The sequence below is a fragment of the Acinetobacter dispersus genome, assembly GCF_009884975.1.
GTDB classification, from domain to species: Bacteria; Pseudomonadota; Gammaproteobacteria; order Pseudomonadales; family Moraxellaceae; genus Acinetobacter; species Acinetobacter dispersus.
On sequence record NZ_CP041970.1, the window covers coordinates 1,233,214 to 1,253,822 of the forward strand.

Here is a 20,609-nt window from a genome sequence, read left to right on the forward strand (position 1 = left end):
GTATGACTCAATCTGTTGCATTCATTGGTTTAGGTGCTATGGGCTATCGCATGGCAGCGCATCTTCCTAAATATTTCGAAAATGTTTATGTCTGGAATCGAAATTTTAGTAAAGCAGAACAACATGCAACAGAATTTGGAACTCAAGCAGTTGAACTCACTCAAGCGGTTCAGGCTGATATTATCTTTTCTTGTTTACCGACTAGCGATGATGTTGAAGCATTAATCGAAAATGTTGAGATCAAATCAGGTTCAATCTGGATTGACTGTACCAGTGGTGTGCCTGACGCTGCACGCCGTCTGGCTGAGAAATTGAAAGCTACAAATGTCGACTTTTTGGATGCACCTGTCAGTGGACAAACCATTGGTGCTGAAAATGCAACTTTAACTGTCATGGTTGGCGGTGATGTCAATGCATTTGAACGTGCTTACCCTGCAATGGCAGCAGTTGGTAAATTAATTCAACACGTTGGTGAGTCTGGTGCTGGCTTCGCGGTAAAAGCCATTAATAATATGTTGCTCGCTGTGAATTTATGGTCTGTTGCCGAAGGTTTTAGTACCTTAAAAGCACATGGTGTCAATCTGGATGCTGCACTGAACTGTATCAATGCTTCTAGTGGCAAAAGTTTAGTTACGGAAACAATTTTTCCGCAACGTGTATTAAGTCGTGAGTTTCCTGTGACTTTTGGACTGCCATTGCTTGCAAAAGATACGGGGATTGCGCTTGATCTCGTCAAGGATGCCAAGCTCCCTGCTCCAATTCTATCATTAACGCAAAGTTTGATTCAGGCGGCTAACCTCACTGCTGAACCTGATAGTGACTTCTCAGCAGCCGTTAAATTGTATGAATCTTGGAGTAAAATTACACTGAAATAAGAAAATTTTAGTGTAAAAAATCTTTTTAAAACATTAAAACCGCTCTTTGGAGCGGTTTTTTATATCAACATTTTGTTTATTTAGATTGTTCAAAATGCTTATTTTAATTAAAATTATTCATCTTATACTTTAATAATTCATAACATATTTTTGAGGGAATAATGAAATTTCTACCGACTGAAATAGACAATAAAAAAAGTCTATACAGCTAATCATTAATTTTTTTTAAATCTTAGATGACCTTTTATTCTTTTTAATTTCTGATTCATTATTAATTTAAAGAGGTCTCTCGAATTAGAGTTATCTCTTCGACTTATATATTTATGCGTAAACTTCCAGTACCAGAAAATCTTCCCTATGATCTTACTACAATCTACTATCGCCTTTTTGTGCAACTCCCTCTAGGTGAGTTAAAGGATACTGTAGACTTAGAAACTGCACTTAATCAAGTAAATGCTCATGATGTTCACGCTTTACAGTATTATCCACCCCATCACTTATCAGCATACACAGGCTGGTCAATTAATTCAGAATCAACTCAAACTGCAAGTCAACAACATCCTGTATTAATTGATCGCTTATACTGCTGGGGGCAGCAACTCTATCGATCAGTGAACCCATATAAACTAGATCTAAGAGGTAAAAATCTACTCAAAATTCCACAATATACGAAATTACCTGAATTTGTTGATTCTATTATTCCAGAAGACGATGAGCGTTTAGATGTTTCTGATTACGATAATAAAAAAATTATATCGCCAATATCTTTAATGCAAGGCGTCATCCAGCAAGGAAGCGTAATTAAACAAGGTGATCTGATCTTAGCTAAAAATGAGAAAATCTCACCAGAAAAATTGATTGCGCTCAGACGCGCTGGAATTAAACAACTAACAATTTATAGAGATCCACGAATTCTTGTCGTTAGTATGCATAGCTTTGATGATGAGCATTCATTTTGTGAAGAAAGTTTGTATGTTAAAGACGTATTGAAAACGTGGGGCTATAAACAGATCGAGATAAAACTGCTTAAACCACAGCGTTATGATTCTGCATTTAATAGTCTTAGGAAAGAACAAGATCCTACTTTGGATGATTCATTAACAACAAATTGGGAGGATTATAATCAATTTTTTGAAGATCATATTCCTAATTTTGATGTGATGATTCTATGTTCTCATAAGGACATTGGTGGCTCAGTATTTTCAATCGGTAGACTTTCTGCCTTTGATCCTGGCAGTATGACCTCAAATTTCCAAACACGCTCTATCCCTGCTAATGAAATGAGCATTATTAGAAGTATGCCTAGAACACCTCCCATACGTGAAACGGTTCAACTATACGATGATCAGGGTAACCATAAAGGCTTAAAAGTCATCATTACAGAAGATAAGACGACGATCATTAATTTACCTGGTGATATGCAAGATATTGCCTTACTCATGCATTTCATGGTGAAGTATATTTTAAATAAACATGATCCCGATTTTCTCAATAAAATATTCATAGAAGGTCGTGTCAAACAAAAAATTGAGACAGATCAAAATAAGAGAAAATTGTTATGGGGCAAATATCAGTTGCAAGATGATGGTCAATATTCATTAAAGATCGTTGAACAACAGCACACATATCAGTTAGAACCGTTTCTTACTGCAAATTGTATTGTGATTGTTCCTTTTGCAGAGCAACCAATTCAATCAAATGAAGTACTTCATTTTATAAAGATTGATTAGGTGCAAATTGAATAATTAAAGTTGTGCAATGTATAAAAAGCCATGACCTTGTTAGTGATGGCCTTTTATTCGTTTTTATAATTCGAAAAATTCAGAATGAGACATTTTTCTGTTGCTACATAAAATCATGATTTCGCTCAATAAAGAAAACCTCATCTACCGAGGCACAAATCCTGATTTCATCTCCAAGAGACCACTCTGCTGCTCTGGCTGCCATAGCAGCAGGCACGCCTTTCGATCCTGGCCCTGCAGGTACATCATAAGTCGCATGCGCATCATGAGGTAACAACACATTAAAACCAAGCTCTAAAGCGGCACGTACTGTTGCAGCAACGCACATTTCAGATAAAACACCACATATGGCTATAGACTTAACCTGATGATCATCCAAAATTTGTTGAAGTGATGTTCCTTTAAAACCACTATCTTCACTTTTTCGTATAGTAACTTCATGTGGCTGTGGAGGAAAAAATAACTCCCAGCCAACTTGATATGGTTCATCTAAAGCTCCAACCTCCCCATCATTTTGCAGGAAAATCACTGGTGCATGAGCAGACCTTGCTTTAGTAAGTAAAATACGGATTGAAGCAAGTAATTGCTTTGATGCAGGCACTGCTTCCGCACCTGATACAAAAGCGTTTTGTATATCAACTACAATTAAAGTATCGACAATATTTGCTTGAATTGAAATAGTAGTCTCCTCTAGTGCTTCAAGATCAATTTAGTCATAAAGCTTATTTAGTATTCACATCAATTTTGAAAATTTTTCCATTACAAACCAGAACCGTGTAGATCTGCATATCAATTTCATAAACATATTCTGTAGCCTCACATGAGCGACGACCTTCTTTGTGAATGAAATATCTTGGGTGTGGCTTTCCCATTTTCCTGAGCAAATCACTTTCGCTATCCCCTACATTAACCAGCTCATATGAGGAGCGCATTGAATTCGTGTCACGAGCAAAAGTAGTTGTTGATATTAAAGTTGCAATTATTCCAAAAATTATATATTTCATTTTATAAGCCGTTTGTTATTCGTGCGATTAATTTACCAAACGGTTAAAATAAAGTCATTAAGAAAATCTTTAATGAAAACAACTGAAAAAATAGCATTAAGATAAATTAAAAAAGAATGTCACTTAGATCAACTGGCCCATAATCCATTAATCTAATAAGCAGCCTCGGCTTACCCCTGAACACTAAAGTTAAGAGTATTACCAAGTAAGATTCTATCTTAGGCAAGTAAAAAAAACCTCCCGAAGGAGGCATCATTTAAAGAGTTGTTCCACAGATGTCTTTTGCTCCTGATGGATATGTTAATTGCATCTTAGCGTGATCAGTGACGAGCTGTAGCCCAACACTTTTACCAATCAAAAGTGAGTTTGCATTATTATTTTGATTGATACCTGCTGAATAACCAAATGAAGTAATAGCATTTTGAAGATTAATATTTAAATAACCATAATTCACACCATTAATGATATAGCCCACTTGCTTTGTAGTCTGATTTACATATATTCCTACTTTTACTTTCCCATCTGCTGGAATTGTAACCTTATGAGTCTTGCGTTCAACTTCTTTTAGTGTAGTAAAACCATTTCCATCTGGTTTGAATGACCCACCAGTGACATGAATATAATCTCCATCTGCATATACCGTTGTGTTGTTATATTTTCCAAATACTACATCTAAACCAAGTTCCAGTTTTTGTTGAGATGCTCCCATTAAACTATAGCCAAACTCGTAAGAGTCTTTAATTGTTCCCATATCAACATTTAAATTAGCTATATCAATAACAGACTCCAACACCAATATACCATTTGGGCTGACAGACTTATCTATAAATGATGTGTTTGAAGGTAGCTTATCAGTAAAAGGATACTGAGTTTTAAAAACTGCTAATTTTTTAGAGGTTGCATAATGATCAACTGGAGTATTACTTAAAAAGCTTATTGGACCACTCACTTTTTGTTCAACTTGATTAATATTCGGTATTAATTCAAACGATCTCGGGTAATTGGGGAATCTGTTATTACTACTAGTCTGCCAATTTTTTATATCTTGTAAGCTAGCATCTAAGCTATATGTACATTCGCCAAAACTATTTCCTATTGTTATTACACTAATAAATATCCCTAAAAATATCTTTTTCACAGGTTATCTCTTTTTTATAATAGAACGTTCAGTATACATTTTTCATTAAATTAGTGAGTAAAAACAGATGAATGGATACCATTTTCATTTTACTCATGGAGATAGTGCGCATAAAAAACCCACGCCTGAGCGTGGGTCAACATTTTTCAAATAATAAGTAGCCTATGCGGCCCCTACATATCGATAAATACTTCCGTCTTTGGGGTTCTCAAAAAGTAAATCCATATTGGGCAAAAGAATCTCTCCTTCAACTTCGATATGTTCAATTCGTTTAAAGAAAGGAATTTCTTGATCATTAATGGCCTTTACTTTGGCTGTCGCGATCTTTTCAGCTTCAAATTGATCCTTTACCTTAATTTTTATAGTGTTCATTAAAAACTCCAATTTTTTAAATTTTAAATACAACAGCAAAACCAAAATTTAGAACGATGAAATTGCTGAATAAGCCAGCGGCATCGCAAAGAAAGTTAAAACAAATGCTGCTGAACGTTGCAAATTACGTTGATTCAGCCAAGAAACTTTGTTGGAAATTAAAATAGATCCAAATGCAATCCATAAGAAAGCAATTGGGGTAATCAAAGCTAAGAACATTCCCATATGAACAAGATATTCATGAAGGTTGAGCCAAGCAGTATGTGGAAAAATGGCTGAAGCAAATAATAAAGCTTTCGGGTTAAGTAAGGTCGCTACGAATAACGCCTTAGATGTAATCAAAGGTTGATTCAAATCTAGGTCTTTTGTTGAAGTAATCCATAATTTAATTGCTAAATAAATAATAAAAGTCGCACTGAGCAATTTAATTAAAGGAGGTAGCCAAGGTACATAGTGTGAAACGGACTCAAGTAAAAAGCCCCATGTTGTAATGGCAATAAAATAACCGATCACCTCCGCAGGGATCAGTTTCAGTGAGCGTTTAATACCGGCTTGGATTCCAGAGGAAGCCAGTAATGTATTCGTTGGACCTGGTGTTAGTAAGATCGTAATAATCAAACCAATAAACAGAAATGACACCATAGACAAATACCTTTGCTAAGTTTCGCAAACGCAATATGGCAAAATACATCATTACTTGTCGACAAAATGGTTGTAACCAAAAATATTGTGATGGTTTTTTTATTTTATAAATCAGCACCTTAATTTATTATAAATTTAATTCAATACTTCATGAATTTCTCATAAACATGTGATAAAAATCACATTTTATTAGTAATTCCATGTAGATAGCCTGCTCTAGTTCACATAATATTTCAATTCTCGATCAAAATGCATAAATGCAATCAAGGCATGAAAATCTAGTCAGATATCAATATCCAACGTAATAGATATCTATCTGTGAGGTACCCGATCTTATCTACCCTCTATCTCCTACTTTAGAGAATGATGATTAATGAAATCGATCGTTCCTGTTACAGACTAAAGTATACAAGGCATTGTTTTTTCTATATAACAAGTGTTCAACCTTCAAAATGAGCATACCCATGATGAAGTCTGTAAGGCTTTTATATGTAAGTAAAATTAAGAATATTGACTCAAACTTAAAAAACGATCTGATTAAAATCTTAGATGAAGCGGTGGATTTTAATTATCGCAATGATATTAGAGGTGTTTTATATTATGGGCATGGTTATTTTGTGCAATGCTTAGAAGGCCAAAAGCATATAGTTGATGATTTATTTTATAACAAGATTGTGAAAGATGAACGACATATCAATTGTGAAATCCTCTATTACACAGAATGTGAGAATCAATTTTTCTCACAGTGGTCTATGAAATTTTCACCTATTAATCAAAACATTTCAGATTTTTTCCTGAAATATCATTTAGAAGAGTTCAACCCTTATCTGTTAACAGCCGAAACTGTTGAAAAATTTGTCTCCGTTCTCGCTGGTGAGCCTGAATATGATGTACAAGCTTATGTTTCGTAAATGAAGTCGCTTTCCATCTTAGGGATATAACTAAAGGGTATTTGTTTAGTCAAGATATTTTTACCAATAGGAAAAATTTAACAAAAATAAATTGAAGTAATTACGCAGTGGTGCTTATATAGCTTACGAAGAGGACGACCTCTTTGTTCAATATTTCAAGCTTTAGGACGACCTAAAAATATTAATAAGAGGTGCCGAAATGGCTTGGGCTTATCTCATCTTAGCTGGTATTTTTGAAATCGTATGGGCATATTCAATGAAAATGTCTGACGGTTTTACCAAGCTTACCCCTAGCGTCATTACTATTGTATTCATGATCTTAAGCTTTGGCTTACTCGCCGTGGCTATGAAAAGTTTACCTTTAGGTACTGCTTATACAATTTGGGTCGGTATTGGCGCTGTCGGTGCATTTCTGATTGGAATTTTTTTCCTACACGAGCCAATGGGTTTTTTACGCCTATTAGCAGCTGCATCGATCATATTCGGTGTTGTGTTGATGAAGGTCACCACACACTAGTTTAACGACTATAAAAGCCCTCATCTGAGGGCTTTTATTACTTTTGGAGAACAGTGTTCTGTGTACCTCCCCAAGATAAGCCAAAAGTATTTTTCCTTAATCTAAATCTCGTACTTAATTTGGATTAATAAAATAGAAATATACGATAAGAGTCGCCAGCAGAATGCTCGCAAGTGTTAAGTAGAACCCCGTTGTATTGAAGCTTTTCAAGAATTTTAAAATAGTCATATTTCTCAATTTATTGATAAGTTAAGAGAATTATCACACAATTCAGCTTTGATTCACGTTTTGTTTGAACAAAAAACAACCACTTGTGCACTTTATCTTTTGGTGTCGCTCACATAACCCAAATACCTGCGACGGCAATCGGCATATTTATTATTGAGCGTTACTACTCATAACAATATGTATTTTATATCTCTTAAAACAGAGAATTATCATGTAGAGAAAAGCAACCACTCAACGAAGTACTCTTCTCCACAGCCTCTATCTAATATTTAGAAGCGATAGCCAACACCCACGTAGGTAATAAGCGGATCAATATCAATCTTTGTTGTTGCATGGATTAATGTATTTCCAGTTGTATTATTGACAACATTGATCGTCGCCTTATTATTTAACTTCGCATAGGAAACTGAACCAACGCCATACCATGCATCATTAAAGTCATAAGTGAAGCCTACTGAAACAATGGGTGCAATTGCATCATCAGCATCGACTTTAACAGCCATATCACCACTCGAAACTTTACGGTCTAATGCAGCCCCGGCTTTTCCATCTAATACGTTTTGAATCATATGCCCAGCAGAGATTAAATCTGACCGGATACCATCATTGAGTTTAATTTGATTAAAATGAGCGTACATCAAACCTGCACCAACATAGGGTCTAAATTTATCTACGCCACTTTTCCCAAACTGATACTGTGCTTCTATTGCGGGTGTCCAGGCACGCACTGTTGCTGCTTTAGATTTATTGCCTAAATTAGTAATCGGCACAGATTGACCCAGTGTAATTCCATCAGGGAATAGAATTTTTACAATGTCATTCGGCGAAACAGCCAATCCAGTTAATGGGGCTGAGATTTCCCCTTTACCTTTAATATCAACTTTTGGCGGTATTCCACCAATAAGCTGTAATGAAACTTTATCATTCAAGTAATAATTGAACATCAGGCCCAAGGTGTCTACATCATCAACTTCTAGACCTGCATTATTTTGTTGCCAGTTCTCCAATCCATAAATATTAGCATCCCCTGCGACCTCAGGTAGGATATTGCCTTTCCCATCTGTGAGTAAAGCTGTCATCGAAGGATCAGCTAAAGCCAAATCTAGAAATTCTTTTTGATTAAATTTCTCTCCTCCCAAGTCCGTTCCCATTGCATTAGGATCAACCGAATTTAGGAAGCTAGTCGTTGAAATGCTTCCAACTTTGGCTACCGTTCCATTTTTTACATTGGTATTAATATTAAAAGGATTCGCTTTACCCTGAGGCATGACATGTAACCAACCTACCGAAACAGAAAATCGCTTGAATTCCTGAGCATAAGTTAAGTGGGTTAATGTGAGTAAAGTGGTTGCTATTACAATTTTTGTTGCTGTTTTTTTCATTGTATTTCATCCTGAAATTCCACATTGCTTGATTTAGCAATATGTTTTCCGAATATAACCACAAACATTTTTTTATCAAACGTTAAATTTTAGTTCCAGATAAAAGGTGATTAATCACTTAAATAGTGTGAACTGATTAACAAACACACAGTCATTTTTTACCGATTAGTAAATTAGATTTAAAAACAAAATGAAGTTATTTTAATGAAAAAATCTAAAGCTATGACGCTTAGCCATACAAATAATGCTTATATTTTTAAAAATAAGTCTCTTTCCAGTTCACGACGCCGAACCAACCCTTTTAACGTTTTGCCTCCACCTTTATTCCAAACAAGGAATTGATCTGCTGCACCGACATAGTCATTCGCATTTAGTTTTTTCAGAAGTGTGGAGTTTTTAAAAGCTGTTGGCCCAATGTTATAAGTCAAAGAAACCAGTGCATCGAATTGATTTTGAGACAGTGGAACAATTACTGCATGATTGACTGTCGATTGAAATCGTCTTAAATCATGTTGAAAAAAGGACTTTGCCTGCTCTAATGTACAACAATCACCCTTTTTAACTCGAATACCATTTGGATAAACAGTGGTGCCAAAACCAATAGTCCACACACCAACGCCATCATCATAGGATTGTAATTTTAAATCTTCAAAGTTTGTAATCAGGTGAGTACCATCAACACTTATTGTCATTTTAGAGTCGACGGCAACACCTAGTGTTTCAACAACATCGCTTGCTGTTGCAATATTGCTTAATTCATCGTTAGCGTACTTCTTTATTCTTATTAATCTGCCAACAGCTATTTTTCTTAAGCAATCAAATAGCGCTTTCATCGATCATTCCTGTGTAACAGCTTTATCACTTACGAGCTCAATGAAATGATAATGGTCAAAGCACACATCATCAAATTGTACTAGCACTTTCGATCAGCATTCCTTAAAACTATCAATCAAGTAATAAGATTTGTGAATAATGTCGCTTTTAGTTTGGCAATAAAAACGCTTTCCGAAGTATAGTGACTTTATTCTCATCATTCTAAGAATAAATACTTAATACATTTCCAAGATTAAAAAGGCATATGGAAGGCAGTGTTAGCTTACCCCAATCCTAACCTTAATTTGGATTGATAAAGTAAAAATATACGATAAGACAAGCCAGCAATAGAGTGGCAAGTGCTAGATAAGAGCCTGTCGTATTGAAGCTTTTCAAAAATTTTAAGATATCCATATTTTCACCCCTTAAAACGAGGCGATTATCACACATTTATGCAAAATTGTGACATATATTATGACAAAAAAATTATCATTTCAGTCCAAAATTACGCTACATCCAACCTATTTTCTACTGTTTTAACTTGATTCAGCAGGTCAGTTGAAGTCTAGACATCCAACGAATTGCCATTATAAACATACATAGCAAGCAGTAAGCTTAGAAGGCATCACTTGCTATGAGCCTTCCACTGTTTCTGGCAGCAATTTAATTTTTAAAACGTAAAAACTATGTTCCTTGAATTTAAATCGGGACTTCATAAATTTTGTGTATTCTTAATTTTTTTCTATTGGTAGTCCTTTATTCTATATATTTTTATTACTACTGTCGCAACAACAACCTTTCACAACCCCAAACTTAACAATATAAATCAACACCTTAAATTAAGTTTAAATTTCAAATATAAAAAAACCGTACTCTTTGGTACGGTCTTTAGAAATCTTAAATTATTCGACTTTCTTCCAAAAAATAACGGATACATTGAACTCATATTTAATTAAGAATGCGCAAGCGATAAGACCAACACATACTGAAAGTAATGTTAAATCTCCAAGTACACTACCCACAATAAGAATTACCAAACCAAGTATATTCAAAATATAAAAGACAACGACTCCCAGCCCATCATTCATCATGTTCCCCAAAACACAATTTCAAGAGCATATAAATTAATTCTATTACAAACTTTATACAATAGAGTTGAATGATTGAATTTTATGCATAATTCTTTTAGTTTAAGTGATTTTCCCTGTTACAAAATTTTACATAGTGTGCGTTGATTCACAAATGTTTATTTCCATCGAAAGATTTAAAACTATTGAAGGGTCATTTTTAACATTGAGTTTTGAAATTTTGATAAATAACTAAGATCATTGAAATGAAGTTTTAACCTCACTCTTGTTTTAGCCCATAGTTATCATCAAGCTCGATCTCAAAAGGCTGAGTGATCAATATTGGGTACTCAACTTTTTTTCATATGATCTTTGCCGCTAAGAATAAGAGGTCAGTTTTACTCTCCAGCTTCGTAACAGTTATCTCTGTCAAATAATTTTGTTGTAAATCAGTTTAATGCGTGGATATAGGCTAAATGAGATCTTTGATCTTCAAATATACTTTCCCAAATTAAAAAGCCCACTCTAATGAGTGGGCTTCCCCTTAATTCTTTTGCGCTGAATGAAGGTTATTGTTGTTTAGTTATTATCAAACAACACGGCAAATATAGATAAAAGTGTGATGTAAATCAACAAAATTGTGCTTATTTTGCAATTATTCTAAAGATTATCTAAATAATTAAGTATCTCTAGACGCTGTTCATGACATAGATGCAGCTTGTTTCCGACAATTAGATCTAATTTATTTCGTAGTAACTCATGCTACGTGCATCAAACCATGATCACCTTTAATTCCAACAAGCTCCTTATTCACCCAACTCATCCAATAACCATCCTCTGTGTCTATGTCCTAAGTGATTTCATTTAAGCCATCTTTCTTTCACGATAGAATTCACAATATTTAAATGTACAGTTCTTATTTGCCTAGATAACCAGATAAAATAGAAAAAGTGCCATACAACTAAGTTGGCATTATCTGAAACAGCAATAAATATAATTACTTGTTTTATATGGCATTAAATAAATACCATTGATATATAAGGTTTTTCCGTATTATATGGATAAATTATGGAGTAAAATTACACTCGTACTATACAGTTTCATTGAAATTTTATTAATTAACCTTATATTGGTATATACGTAGCAATCAAGTGCCATATGAATAAATTCCATACAGCTTTGATTTATACTTTTTTGATTAGAGGAACACCTCATGAATAAGTTAATGGTTGCAGTTTTCGCGGGCTTAGTTACCCTGACAGGTTTTAGTGTACAAGCTGCAACACCAGAACAAGAATGTAAAAAGTTACAGGATGACTATAATCTGATCTATGCATCTAAAGGTTTCTGTTTCAAAGACGCAGATGCCAAAGCAAAATTTGGTAATGAAAACTGCCACACTACGAAACCTAAGTTTTCAGACAAAGAGCAACAACGACTTGATGAAATCAAGGCTCGCCAAAAAGAGCTAAACTGCAAATAAACAGTTTTTTACTGAGTTAACCACTCCGTATCACTCTATATGAATTGAGTGAGCTTTCACCGATTAAAACATACGCCCTATTTAAAGGATGAATCATGGCATACGATGACCAAAATATTTTTGCACGCATCCTTCGTGGTGAGCTACCTGCGATCAAAATCTATGAAGATGATCAGGTCCTCGCTTTTATGGATATCATGCCCCAAGCAGATGGTCATGCTTTAGTGATTCCCAAAACACCTGCCGTAACTTTGCTAGATCTACCAGCTGAAGCGGCAGCATATACCATCCAAATTGTGCAAAAAATTGCAAAAGCAATAGAAACATCTTTAGATGCTAAAGGCATTGTTTTGATGCAATTGTCTGGCGCAGCTGCTGGGCAAACTGTACCTCATGTCCACTTCCATTTGATTCCAAGTTCAGTGCATGAACTTGGTCGTCATGCGGCAAAAATGGGTGATCAAGAAAAAATTCAAGCATTAGCTGAAAAGATCAAAGCTGCACTCTAGTTTTTGATTTTTAAAAGGACGGAGTTTTTACTCCGTTTTTTTGTGTTCTAATTAAATGAAAAATAATAAGAAATATAATTATTACTAAATATGAATCGTCATCAAACTGTCATTTTTCTTTCACTTCTCTGTCACAAAGTTTACCGATACTGCATACAAGTCAGTGAGCTATGTAACTTTATGTACATAAGCAAGCTCATAACAGTAACTAAGGCATCAGCCATTTACAAAAAGTGTTTTGGAGAAATCTCAATGAAAAAATTGCTTCTTGCTGCTACTGTAGCAACTTTAGCCATGAATGCAGCGCAAGCAGCACCAACATTGTATGGTAAGCTCAATGTGACTTTGGACCAAATTGATAATAATGGCTTTAAAGATGAAAGCGTAACTAAAGTAAACTCAAACGCTTCTCGTATCGGGGTGAAAGGCGAAGAAAAACTGACTGATAACCTTTCTGCAGTTTACTTGATTGAATGGCAATTCAATGCGGATGGTGATGGCGACCAATCATTCAGCAACCGTAACCGCTACGTAGGTATCAAATCTGACGGTATCGGTACTTTAAAAGTTGGTCAGTTCGATTCTTACTTTAAAAATGCTGCTGGTAACAACCAAGATATTTTTAACGATCACAACGAACTAGATATGACCAAAGTTCTAGTTGGTGAAGATCGCTTAAAGAACGTAATTGGTTTTGAAACTGATAAGAAATTGTTAGGTGGTCTAGCATTTAACATCATGTTCCAACAAGGTGAAGAATCATCTGCTGTTAAAAATGATGCGAAAGGTCAAAAAGGCAGCCGTGATGGTTTCGGTGATGGTGTTTCTACCTCGCTTACTTATGAAAATAAGGACTGGGGCTTAGCAGCAGCTGTTGCTGGAAACTTTGGTGTAGCATCTAAATACAACGCGTATAGCGACCTAAGTGGCGATAATAGCGTTTATTCAGATGCCATCCGTGTAACTGGTTCTTTAGACTTAACACCTGCGGGCGTTAATGGTTTGGTATTTGGTGCTCTATGGCAAACTGCTCAACCAACAGATGATACAGTTGTGGTCGGTACTACACCTGCTGTTTCATACAAAGGTTTACAAGAAGATGCTTATGGCGTAACAGCTGCTTATACGATCCCATCAACTCCAGTGAAGTTAAAAGCAGAATATATCTCTTCTACAACTGAAGTGAATGGTCGTGATGATCGTAAACAAGATCTTTACGGTGTAGGCGCTGACTATCAAATCAATAAACAAACACGTTTCTACGGTGTTGTAGGTCAACAAAAACGTGATTGGTTAGTAAAAGATGATAAGAAAACAACAATCGGTTTAGGTATGGAATATAACTTCTAATTTGAAGTTCAAGTCATACAAAAAATAAAAGGGCAATCTGCCCTTTTATTTTTTGCTGTTTTTTTATTTCTTTAAAAAACCACTGACCAAATTCAGCACTTGTTGAATATCTTGATTGGCTTCTTGAGGATTGGTGCTACTGCCTTGTGGGGTTAAAGAGTCAATTACTTGTGGTAAAACAGAAGCAATTGCACCATAAATAGCTTGCTTAGGTGCTTGAGTTTGTTGCGCAACTTGCTCAACATCTTGGTCATCGAATAGGCTTTGAATGTTCTGTTCTGGAACATCAGCAGCATTCTGCTGTTGCGGATCTACCCAGCTTTGTACTTGATTAGATAAACCTGCATTTTTCAGTTTATCCAAAGCACCCTGCAAACCGCCTTGTTTTTGAATCCACGCCAAAACTAAAGGTAAAACGGCAATTAGTAATGTTTGTGCTGTGTTACCGCCACCCGTCGCATTACTTTGAGTTGAAGTATTTCCTCCACCCAATTGGCCCAATACTGAACCTAAAATCCCACCTAAACCGCCTTGTTGGTTCTGCGTATTTTGTTGCTGTCCACCAAGTTGTCCTAAGACAGAACCTAAAATGCCACCTAAACCACCAGCCTGTCCTGATTGTTGCTGACCGCCTAAAGCTTGCTTTGCTAAAATTTCAACAATATTGGTTAAATCTGTCATGAGTTACACTTTCCTTTTGGAATATTTATCCGAAAAGCATACGCTGCTTTGAAAATACAAAACAAAGGTAAATTGTTAAATTTTGCAAGAACTTGCAACGTATCCGCACCTAATCTTTATTTACCTAAAATATAGACATTTAAGGACTTACCAGCGGAATTTATTCCAGTTCTCTGGATTTGCCCAGAACTTGGAGTTAAACCAATCTGGTACATGCTTATAGGTTAAAATATTGAATTGCCACAAGGCAAAATCACGGTCATGTTGGGTTTTATCAATCAGCTGAGTGAAACCAAGCGAACGCAATAGCTTCTCATCATCTAATTTGCTAACCACCACAATCCGTTTGGCCATCAGGTCACGTAATTTCACCAACAACTGTGCTTTTTGCGTTTCAGTGAGGTTTTGCATTTCTTCTGTATCAAATAATACAAAACCTAAATCATAACGCTGCGTAAATGGCAGACTTAAAAAGTCAGTTACGCTAAAATAATGCCATTGAATTGAAGCATTTTGGTCAATCTGCTGACCTATACAAAGTGCAGTATGAATGGGCTGTTCTTGAGATAAATCGTCTAGCATAGAAGTGATGACATTTTGTTCAGCCATAACTGCAACCCTTGATTGAAAAGATGAGAGTTTATTAATGGAACTACAAGGCATTTGTCATAAAATGCATGCAGCGCTCAAAACGCATAGTGTAACTGATCAATCAACAAGCAAGGCAAATGTTGAATATAAATTTATATTAGATCGTTCAGAAACTGACCTTCCTTTTGTTTTAGGTCAAGAAATTGAGATCGAATGGACTGGCAATATCTTTTGTACCTCTTGTGGCGCAAAAACACCAAAGTCTTATTCACAAGGTCACTGCTTTAAATGTTTTAAAACAAAAGCTGAATGTGATCTTTGTATTATGAAGCCTGAAACCTGCCATTATCACTTGGGAACCTGTCGTGAAGACCAGTTCGCACATGATGTTTGTTTCCAGCCACATATTGTTTATTTAGCCAACTCAAGCGCCTTAAAAATTGGGATTACCCGTATCGTCAATATGCCGACACGTTGGCTAGACCAAGGTGCAACGCAAGCTTTACCCATCATGAAAGTTGGTTCACGTCGTTTGTCTGGGCATTTGGAAACTTTAATTGGTACACAAATCGCAGATAAAACCGACTGGCGCAAATTGCTGAAAGGTGAAGCTGAACCTTTAAATCTGCTTGAGCAACGTGATCAAATTCTTGAAGAATTCGCTCCGAAAATTCAAAGCATCCGTGAAGAATTCAATCAGAACCTAGAATTTAACGAAAGCTTGGAATTCTTGGAAGATGAAACACCACGTGAATTTATCTATCCCGTTGAGCATTATCCTGAAAAGATTAAATCGCTGAATTTGGATAAAACCCCAAAAATTCGAGGTGTGTTGCAAGGGATTAAAGGTCAATACTTATTATTTGATATTGGTGTGATCAATATTCGTAAATATACAGGTTATGAACTAATCCTTCGTGCCTGAAGCATATGCATAAAAAAGGTGGCCTAATCGCCACCTTTTTATTTAGCCTGCATTCAGACAATTGAGAATCGCCTGTACTGGATCTTCGGTATTACCCGAGATCAACTGTTTATGCATGCTCAAATGTTGCATCATTTGAATATGCGCCGTTTCATGATCCATTAATTTTTCGATTTCAGTGGCTAAATGCTGAGGCATTGCATCGGCCTGAATCAGTTCCTCAATTACTTTCTTGCCTGCAATGATATTCGGCAATGAGTAGTATGGAATTTTGACCATGAATTTCGCAATCAGATAGGTCAGCCAGTTCAATTTATAAAAAGTCACCATTGGACGATGCAATAACATCGCTTCAAGAGTCGCGGTACCAGAAGCCAAAGCCACAATATCACTGGCATTCATCACCATACGGCCAATTTTTGATTCGGCATCGCTATTTTCAAGTACGTGAATTTTAGATTTCAGACTCGTATCTAGGTTTTGAATGCCCTGTTCAATCTGATGCTTGCGCGCATCATTAATTGCAGGGATTAAAAACTCGAGATCAGGATGTTTTCGATGAAGAATTTCAGCAGCACCCGTGAGCAATGGCAGCAATCGTTCAATTTCACCACGGCGACTTCCTGGTAATAAAGCAATATGGGTTTTATGCGCAGACAAACCTAATTGGTGCTTGGCTTCAGTAATTGGATTTTTTAAAGGTAGTTGCTTTGCCAATGGATGCCCAACAAAGGCAGCGGCAACCTCATAATTCTGATAAAAGGTTTTTTCAAATGGAAATAAGCATAAAACTAAATCAACACTACGCTTAATACCATGTACACGACCTTGACGCCATGCCCAGACAGATGGACTGACATATTGTACAGTCTTAATCGGTAACTGCTTCTCTTTAATGGTTTTAGATAAGCGTAAATTAAAATCGGGTGCATCAATACCAATAAAGATATCAACGGGATGCTCTGTCCAACGTTCAACTAGACCATCACGCACAGCAAACAGTTTTTTTAAATCTTTAAGGACTTCAACAATTCCCATCACCGAAAGAATTTCCATCGGATAATAGCTGTGAAATCCCTCTGCGATCATTTGCGGACCGCCAATTCCTTCAAATTCAGCATCAATACCTTGTTCGCGAAAACTACGCATGAGTTTCACTCCTAGAGTATCTCCAGAAACTTCCCCCACCACGATACCAATTTTTAGTTTTTGCTTTAACAAGACCCACGCCCCACTGAAATATTTAAATGATTCTAACAGAATGATTTTACACCGAATCACTAGAAATAATGCAATTTGTTCATGATTGGTGAACAGCAAATATTATCTGAGATGGCATTTATTATTCTAAATACAATCTAGATTTACGATGAATGAAGAATTGATTGAAATTCAGCGAAGATTTAATATAAACAAGAATCATTTCCATATGTGATTTATTTCTCCCTTCTTCCGCTTCAAGACCCTTTATGGCTAAATCTGCATCTATTCCGCTTGTCTATCGACTGAGCATTTTCTATCGTTTTGTGCTGAGCTTTGTTCTTGGCTATCTCTGTATGATGTATTTAAGTATTAGCCTAACCATGTTATTAACAGTGGTTTTAGATAAAGCGGAAGCCGTTTATCTGGCCGCATTTATTGCAACCCTCTTTTATTTAGGGTTCATCATCATTAGTTTTTGTGCAAACTCATTACTCAAACTCACTGTGATCAGCCTGATTTTGACAGGTGCTTTGTTTGGCTTATCTGTAGGTTTAAATTAAAAATGCAAAATAAAGGCGTTCGTCAATCAATGGCATGGTTGCATGCGTGGACAGGCTTAATTTTTGGCTGGCTTGTATTTGCCATTTTTTTAATGGGTACCAGTTCATATTATCGCCATCAGATTAATCTATGGATGCAACCGCAACTGGCTCAATATCAAGTTAATCAAGACATTGCTATTCGTACAGCAACGGATTATTTAGCTAAGAATGCGACTGATGCAAAATCATGGTATCTCAATATTGCCAATCACGAAGAGCCTGTCAATAAAATGTATTGGGAGAAAGCCAGTGGTGGCTATGAAAGCCGTAGTTTAGATGCCAATACGGGTAAAGAGCTTCAACTCTCTGCAACTCAAGGTGGAGATTTCTTTTACAATTTTCATTTTCAGCTCTATGGCGTGCCTATCATGGTTGGGCGATTGATTGCCTGCCTCGCAGCATTCATCATGTTAGTTGCCTTGGTTTCAGGCATCATCACCCATAAAAAGATTTTTACCGATTTCTTTACCCTTAGAACCTTTAAATCACAGCGTTCTTGGTTAGATTTTCATAATGTTTCTTCTGTGTTGGCACTCCCATTTTTCCTCACCATTACCTTCACAGGCTTGGCGATTTTCTTTTATCTATATTTGCCTTGGGGAATGAAAAAGGTCTATCCAGACAATCCATTACAATTTTTTACTGAAATCAGAACAGTGAACCAAGCAACGACCGACACACCTCCTAATAAAGCTGAAATGTTGCCAATCAACACGTTATTAGAAAAAGTAAAACAACAATGGGGTGAACAGGCTTTGGCTTCAATTGAAGTTAAAAACCCCAATACCGACCAAGCCATCATTACCTTTAAACAATTAGAAGATCGATCGATCACATTAAATCAGGCACAAATTACCTTTGATGGTACAGGAAAAATTCTAGGAAATACCCGTAATAATAGTGCAATTGCAACCCTACACTCGGGTGTTTATGGTCTCCATATGGCAACATTCGCACAGCCGATACTGCGCTTCGCTTTCTTTTGTTCGGGAATTTTAGGCTGCTTAATGATTGCTTCTGGCCTATTGCTCTGGAGCTTAAAACGTCAGATTCAAAACAAATCTGATCAATTCCACTTTGGCTATTATTTGGTGGATCGTTTAAATGTTGCAGCCTTTGTCGGCCTTCCTATGGCAATGCTCGGCTATCTATTCGCCAATCGATTGGCCCATATCACTGAAACCACACCCAACTATGAAATTTATACCTTTTTCAGTATATGGGGACTGAGCTTTATCATCGCTTTATTGACCAAAAAACAATATTTATGGAAATCACAGATCTGCATTTTCGGCTTGATTGCTTTGGCTCTGCCTGTTTATAACTTGGTGTACTTAATTCAACATCAGCTCATCACCGATTTACACAGCTATTGGATATTCTTACGGATTGATCTATTTCTATTGGTCTGCGCCCTATTTGCTGTGTTTATTTTTAGGAATATTCAGCCGATTCAAGTGAAATCTGCTCAAAAAATCAAAGCGAAATTAGCCAAAAATGAGGTTAAAGCATGATTATTTTGAGTCTTATACTGACGTTGATCGGGATGCTGTTGCTGTATAAATGCAGTTCCAAGCAGATCAACAAAGCAAAACAACAGATTTTCATTCACTATCAAACACATCTGAAAGTCTTAGCTTATTTCTGCTTGTTGCTGGCTGGCAGCCTGCTTTGTTTAGAATATGGTAATTCCATTGGATTCATTAGTTGGTGGATTTTTGCTACACCTGTGACCTTTATCTTGGTGTTATCAGTGAATGAGCTTAGACCCACTAAAAAACTAAAATGATTTTGCGACAACAGCTATCCTCAACTTCTGCCAAGGATAGCTTTATTACTTAGAAATTAATGCCCGTGATGGCTATGGTCTTCCTGAGAAGCAGTTTTGTCTTTGTCATCACAACATTTCATCTTTTTTTCACAGCACTCTTTTTTTGTGGTGGCCTCTTTTTCCTTACAACAATCACTTGCAGCAAAAGCAGGTACAGTTGTGGCCAATAGAAGCGTTGAAAGCAATAAGGTTTTAATATTAAACATAATCATGTCCTTTAAATATAAATAAGAAATTTGAATTTATAAAACCAGGACATGATTTGGAGGGCGATAAGGTAACTGATAAATGCCTAAAGTCAATTGATCTACATAAGCTGAATTTACTGTTTTAATTAATTGTATGCTTCGTTCAATGGAATGATGACTATGTTCAAAAGTTGCAGCGACACAGCACAGACTCTTTTGACAGTGTGATGTATCCATTTTGCCACTGTCCATAGGGTCATGCTTAGTCATCGTAGGCATTCCACAATCAGACATTGCAGCATGATTTGAAATGACGTGCGCTACGGCAGATTGACTCTCTTCATTCATAGACACAGCCATTGCATAGCTATTGGTGATAAAACACATAGCAATAAGCAATGAAATGAGGCTTCGAATGAAAATAGACATAAGGTGAAATGATCAGACATACAATCCGTGTATAAATCTCAAAATAAACCAATTACAGCGCATAAAGCAAGCTAATCTGAATAAAATACGATCTAAAAAGCCGAAAATTTGGTTCTCTTTAGCTTT

The 20,609-nt window shown here is 36.1% G+C and carries 23 protein-coding genes; 11 read left to right on the forward strand and 12 right to left on the reverse strand.

Translation table 11 applies throughout. The features are described 5' to 3' along the window. The first annotated feature begins 2 nt into the window (after nt 1-2). The gene (locus tag FPL17_RS05560; RefSeq protein WP_159883834.1) at nt 3-875 is read left to right on the forward strand and encodes an NAD(P)-dependent oxidoreductase; all 873 of its coding nucleotides are present in this window, start codon (nt 3-5) and stop codon (nt 873-875) included. A 323-nt stretch (nt 876-1,198) separates the two neighbouring features. Beyond that, nucleotides 1,199-2,605, forward strand: a complete 1,407-nt coding sequence (locus FPL17_RS05565) for a molybdopterin-binding domain-containing protein (protein ID WP_159883836.1) — start codon at nt 1,199-1,201, stop codon at nt 2,603-2,605. Between the two features lie 115 nt (nt 2,606-2,720). Here FPL17_RS05565 and FPL17_RS05570 read toward each other — a convergent pair whose 3' ends face one another. The 5 genes from FPL17_RS05570 to FPL17_RS05590 form a co-directional block, all read right to left on the reverse strand. Then, a complete protein-coding gene (locus FPL17_RS05570; RefSeq protein WP_159886803.1) occupies nt 2,721-3,278 on the reverse strand; it encodes an isochorismatase family protein in 558 nt (185 codons plus the stop codon). A gap of 61 nt (nt 3,279-3,339) precedes the next feature. Beyond that, nucleotides 3,340-3,621, reverse strand: a complete 282-nt coding sequence (locus tag FPL17_RS05575) for a hypothetical protein (RefSeq protein ID WP_159883838.1) — start codon at nt 3,619-3,621, stop codon at nt 3,340-3,342. A gap of 256 nt (nt 3,622-3,877) precedes the next feature. Beyond that, complete coding sequence (locus FPL17_RS05580; RefSeq protein ID WP_159883840.1) at nt 3,878-4,759, reverse strand: DUF4882 family protein; 882 nt, start codon at nt 4,757-4,759, stop codon at nt 3,878-3,880. A gap of 162 nt (nt 4,760-4,921) precedes the next feature. Beyond that, nucleotides 4,922-5,131 (reverse strand): hypothetical protein, encoded by a 210-nt coding sequence (locus tag FPL17_RS05585; protein WP_005188660.1) that lies wholly within the window; start codon nt 5,129-5,131, stop codon nt 4,922-4,924. Between the two features lie 48 nt (nt 5,132-5,179). Continuing rightward, complete coding sequence (locus FPL17_RS05590; RefSeq protein ID WP_005212262.1) at nt 5,180-5,773, reverse strand: LysE family translocator; 594 nt, start codon at nt 5,771-5,773, stop codon at nt 5,180-5,182. Nucleotides 5,774-6,240: 467 nt separating this feature from the next. Here FPL17_RS05590 and FPL17_RS05595 point away from each other — a divergent pair, with 467 nt between their 5' ends. Both FPL17_RS05595 and FPL17_RS05600 read left to right on the forward strand, forming a co-directional pair. Then, nucleotides 6,241-6,684, forward strand: coding sequence for a BLUF domain-containing protein (locus FPL17_RS05595; protein ID WP_032864497.1), 444 nt, complete (start codon nt 6,241-6,243; stop codon nt 6,682-6,684). 199 nt (nt 6,685-6,883) lie between these two features. After that, nucleotides 6,884-7,201 carry a DMT family transporter gene (locus tag FPL17_RS05600; protein WP_005188669.1) on the forward strand — a complete coding sequence of 106 codons (318 nt, stop codon included), beginning with the start codon at nt 6,884-6,886 and terminating at the stop codon, nt 7,199-7,201. A 497-nt stretch (nt 7,202-7,698) separates the two neighbouring features. On the opposite strand, the gene FPL17_RS05605 is transcribed toward FPL17_RS05600, so the two are convergent. Both FPL17_RS05605 and FPL17_RS05610 read right to left on the reverse strand, forming a co-directional pair. Next, nucleotides 7,699-8,811 (reverse strand): OmpW/AlkL family protein, encoded by a 1,113-nt coding sequence (locus tag FPL17_RS05605; RefSeq protein WP_159883842.1) that lies wholly within the window; start codon nt 8,809-8,811, stop codon nt 7,699-7,701. 248 nt (nt 8,812-9,059) lie between these two features. Next, nucleotides 9,060-9,644, reverse strand: coding sequence for a lysozyme (locus FPL17_RS05610; protein WP_159883844.1), 585 nt, complete (start codon nt 9,642-9,644; stop codon nt 9,060-9,062). A 2,260-nt stretch (nt 9,645-11,904) separates the two neighbouring features. On the opposite strand from FPL17_RS05610, the gene FPL17_RS05615 reads away from it, so the two are divergent. The 3 genes from FPL17_RS05615 (at nt 11,905) to FPL17_RS05625 (ending at nt 14,033) form a co-directional block, all read left to right on the forward strand. Further along, complete coding sequence (locus FPL17_RS05615; protein ID WP_005152820.1) at nt 11,905-12,174, forward strand: YARHG domain-containing protein; 270 nt, start codon at nt 11,905-11,907, stop codon at nt 12,172-12,174. Between the two features lie 95 nt (nt 12,175-12,269). Further along, nucleotides 12,270-12,683 (forward strand): HIT family protein, encoded by a 414-nt coding sequence (locus tag FPL17_RS05620; RefSeq protein ID WP_159883846.1) that lies wholly within the window; start codon nt 12,270-12,272, stop codon nt 12,681-12,683. 252 nt (nt 12,684-12,935) lie between these two features. Next, the gene (locus tag FPL17_RS05625) at nt 12,936-14,033 is read left to right on the forward strand and encodes a porin (RefSeq protein WP_159883848.1); all 1,098 of its coding nucleotides are present in this window, start codon (nt 12,936-12,938) and stop codon (nt 14,031-14,033) included. Between the two features lie 63 nt (nt 14,034-14,096). Here FPL17_RS05625 and FPL17_RS05630 read toward each other — a convergent pair whose 3' ends face one another. Then, the gene (locus FPL17_RS05630) at nt 14,097-14,714 is read right to left on the reverse strand and encodes a YidB family protein (protein ID WP_005188693.1); all 618 of its coding nucleotides are present in this window, start codon (nt 14,712-14,714) and stop codon (nt 14,097-14,099) included. A gap of 147 nt (nt 14,715-14,861) precedes the next feature. After that, on the reverse strand, nt 14,862-15,323 hold the full coding sequence (locus FPL17_RS05635; protein WP_151716737.1) for a DUF6231 family protein: 462 nt from the start codon (nt 15,321-15,323) through the stop codon (nt 14,862-14,864). A gap of 37 nt (nt 15,324-15,360) precedes the next feature. Here FPL17_RS05635 and FPL17_RS05640 point away from each other — a divergent pair, with 37 nt between their 5' ends. Beyond that, nucleotides 15,361-16,230: a DUF2797 domain-containing protein gene (locus tag FPL17_RS05640; protein ID WP_004653389.1), complete on the forward strand. Its 870-nt coding sequence runs from the start codon at nt 15,361-15,363 to the stop codon at nt 16,228-16,230. A 42-nt stretch (nt 16,231-16,272) separates the two neighbouring features. On the opposite strand, the gene lpxB is transcribed toward FPL17_RS05640, so the two are convergent. Further along, nucleotides 16,273-17,451 (reverse strand): lipid-A-disaccharide synthase, encoded by a 1,179-nt coding sequence (lpxB, locus tag FPL17_RS05645; RefSeq protein ID WP_167515357.1) that lies wholly within the window; start codon nt 17,449-17,451, stop codon nt 16,273-16,275. 248 nt (nt 17,452-17,699) lie between these two features. Between lpxB and FPL17_RS05650 the strand changes: the two genes are divergently transcribed. The 3 genes from FPL17_RS05650 to FPL17_RS05660 are packed head-to-tail and all read left to right on the forward strand — an operon-like array spanning nt 17,700 to nt 19,824. Beyond that, complete coding sequence (locus FPL17_RS05650) at nt 17,700-17,993, forward strand: hypothetical protein (protein ID WP_159883852.1); 294 nt, start codon at nt 17,700-17,702, stop codon at nt 17,991-17,993. 2 nt (nt 17,994-17,995) lie between these two features. After that, complete coding sequence (locus FPL17_RS05655; protein WP_159883854.1) at nt 17,996-19,549, forward strand: PepSY-associated TM helix domain-containing protein; 1,554 nt, start codon at nt 17,996-17,998, stop codon at nt 19,547-19,549. Next, nucleotides 19,546-19,824 carry a DUF1634 domain-containing protein gene (locus FPL17_RS05660; protein WP_159883856.1) on the forward strand — a complete coding sequence of 93 codons (279 nt, stop codon included), beginning with the start codon at nt 19,546-19,548 and terminating at the stop codon, nt 19,822-19,824. Before FPL17_RS05655 ends, FPL17_RS05660 begins: the two co-directional genes overlap by 4 nt. A gap of 56 nt (nt 19,825-19,880) precedes the next feature. On the opposite strand, the gene FPL17_RS05665 is transcribed toward FPL17_RS05660, so the two are convergent. Together FPL17_RS05665 and FPL17_RS05670 are read right to left on the reverse strand one after the other, a co-directional pair. Next, nucleotides 19,881-20,072 carry a hypothetical protein gene (locus tag FPL17_RS05665; protein ID WP_151716742.1) on the reverse strand — a complete coding sequence of 64 codons (192 nt, stop codon included), beginning with the start codon at nt 20,070-20,072 and terminating at the stop codon, nt 19,881-19,883. Nucleotides 20,073-20,108: 36 nt separating this feature from the next. Beyond that, on the reverse strand, nt 20,109-20,483 hold the full coding sequence (locus tag FPL17_RS05670; RefSeq protein ID WP_159883858.1) for a hypothetical protein: 375 nt from the start codon (nt 20,481-20,483) through the stop codon (nt 20,109-20,111). Between the last annotated feature and the right edge of the window lie 126 nt (nt 20,484-20,609).

What these genes read in the sequence shown, in the direction of transcription:
- FPL17_RS05560 (WP_159883834.1), top strand. Translation starts at nt 3, where the DNA reads ATGACTCAATCTGTTGCATTCATTGGTTTAGGTGCTATGGGCTATCGC.
- FPL17_RS05565 (WP_159883836.1), top strand. Translation starts at nt 1,199, where the DNA reads ATGCGTAAACTTCCAGTACCAGAAAATCTTCCCTATGATCTTACTACA.
- FPL17_RS05575 (WP_159883838.1), bottom strand. Translation starts at nt 3,621, where the DNA reads ATGAAATATATAATTTTTGGAATAATTGCAACTTTAATATCAACAACT.
- FPL17_RS05585 (WP_005188660.1), bottom strand. Translation starts at nt 5,131, where the DNA reads ATGAACACTATAAAAATTAAGGTAAAGGATCAATTTGAAGCTGAAAAG.
- FPL17_RS05590 (WP_005212262.1), bottom strand. Translation starts at nt 5,773, where the DNA reads ATGGTGTCATTTCTGTTTATTGGTTTGATTATTACGATCTTACTAACA.
- FPL17_RS05595 (WP_032864497.1), top strand. Translation starts at nt 6,241, where the DNA reads ATGAAGTCTGTAAGGCTTTTATATGTAAGTAAAATTAAGAATATTGAC.
- FPL17_RS05600 (WP_005188669.1), top strand. Translation starts at nt 6,884, where the DNA reads ATGGCTTGGGCTTATCTCATCTTAGCTGGTATTTTTGAAATCGTATGG.
- FPL17_RS05605 (WP_159883842.1), bottom strand. Translation starts at nt 8,811, where the DNA reads ATGAAAAAAACAGCAACAAAAATTGTAATAGCAACCACTTTACTCACA.
- FPL17_RS05610 (WP_159883844.1), bottom strand. Translation starts at nt 9,644, where the DNA reads ATGAAAGCGCTATTTGATTGCTTAAGAAAAATAGCTGTTGGCAGATTA.
- FPL17_RS05615 (WP_005152820.1), top strand. Translation starts at nt 11,905, where the DNA reads ATGAATAAGTTAATGGTTGCAGTTTTCGCGGGCTTAGTTACCCTGACA.
- FPL17_RS05620 (WP_159883846.1), top strand. Translation starts at nt 12,270, where the DNA reads ATGGCATACGATGACCAAAATATTTTTGCACGCATCCTTCGTGGTGAG.
- FPL17_RS05625 (WP_159883848.1), top strand. Translation starts at nt 12,936, where the DNA reads ATGAAAAAATTGCTTCTTGCTGCTACTGTAGCAACTTTAGCCATGAAT.
- FPL17_RS05630 (WP_005188693.1), bottom strand. Translation starts at nt 14,714, where the DNA reads ATGACAGATTTAACCAATATTGTTGAAATTTTAGCAAAGCAAGCTTTA.
- FPL17_RS05635 (WP_151716737.1), bottom strand. Translation starts at nt 15,323, where the DNA reads ATGGCTGAACAAAATGTCATCACTTCTATGCTAGACGATTTATCTCAA.
- FPL17_RS05640 (WP_004653389.1), top strand. Translation starts at nt 15,361, where the DNA reads ATGGAACTACAAGGCATTTGTCATAAAATGCATGCAGCGCTCAAAACG.
- FPL17_RS05650 (WP_159883852.1), top strand. Translation starts at nt 17,700, where the DNA reads ATGGCTAAATCTGCATCTATTCCGCTTGTCTATCGACTGAGCATTTTC.
- FPL17_RS05655 (WP_159883854.1), top strand. Translation starts at nt 17,996, where the DNA reads ATGCAAAATAAAGGCGTTCGTCAATCAATGGCATGGTTGCATGCGTGG.
- FPL17_RS05660 (WP_159883856.1), top strand. Translation starts at nt 19,546, where the DNA reads ATGATTATTTTGAGTCTTATACTGACGTTGATCGGGATGCTGTTGCTG.
- FPL17_RS05665 (WP_151716742.1), bottom strand. Translation starts at nt 20,072, where the DNA reads ATGTTTAATATTAAAACCTTATTGCTTTCAACGCTTCTATTGGCCACA.
- FPL17_RS05670 (WP_159883858.1), bottom strand. Translation starts at nt 20,483, where the DNA reads ATGTCTATTTTCATTCGAAGCCTCATTTCATTGCTTATTGCTATGTGT.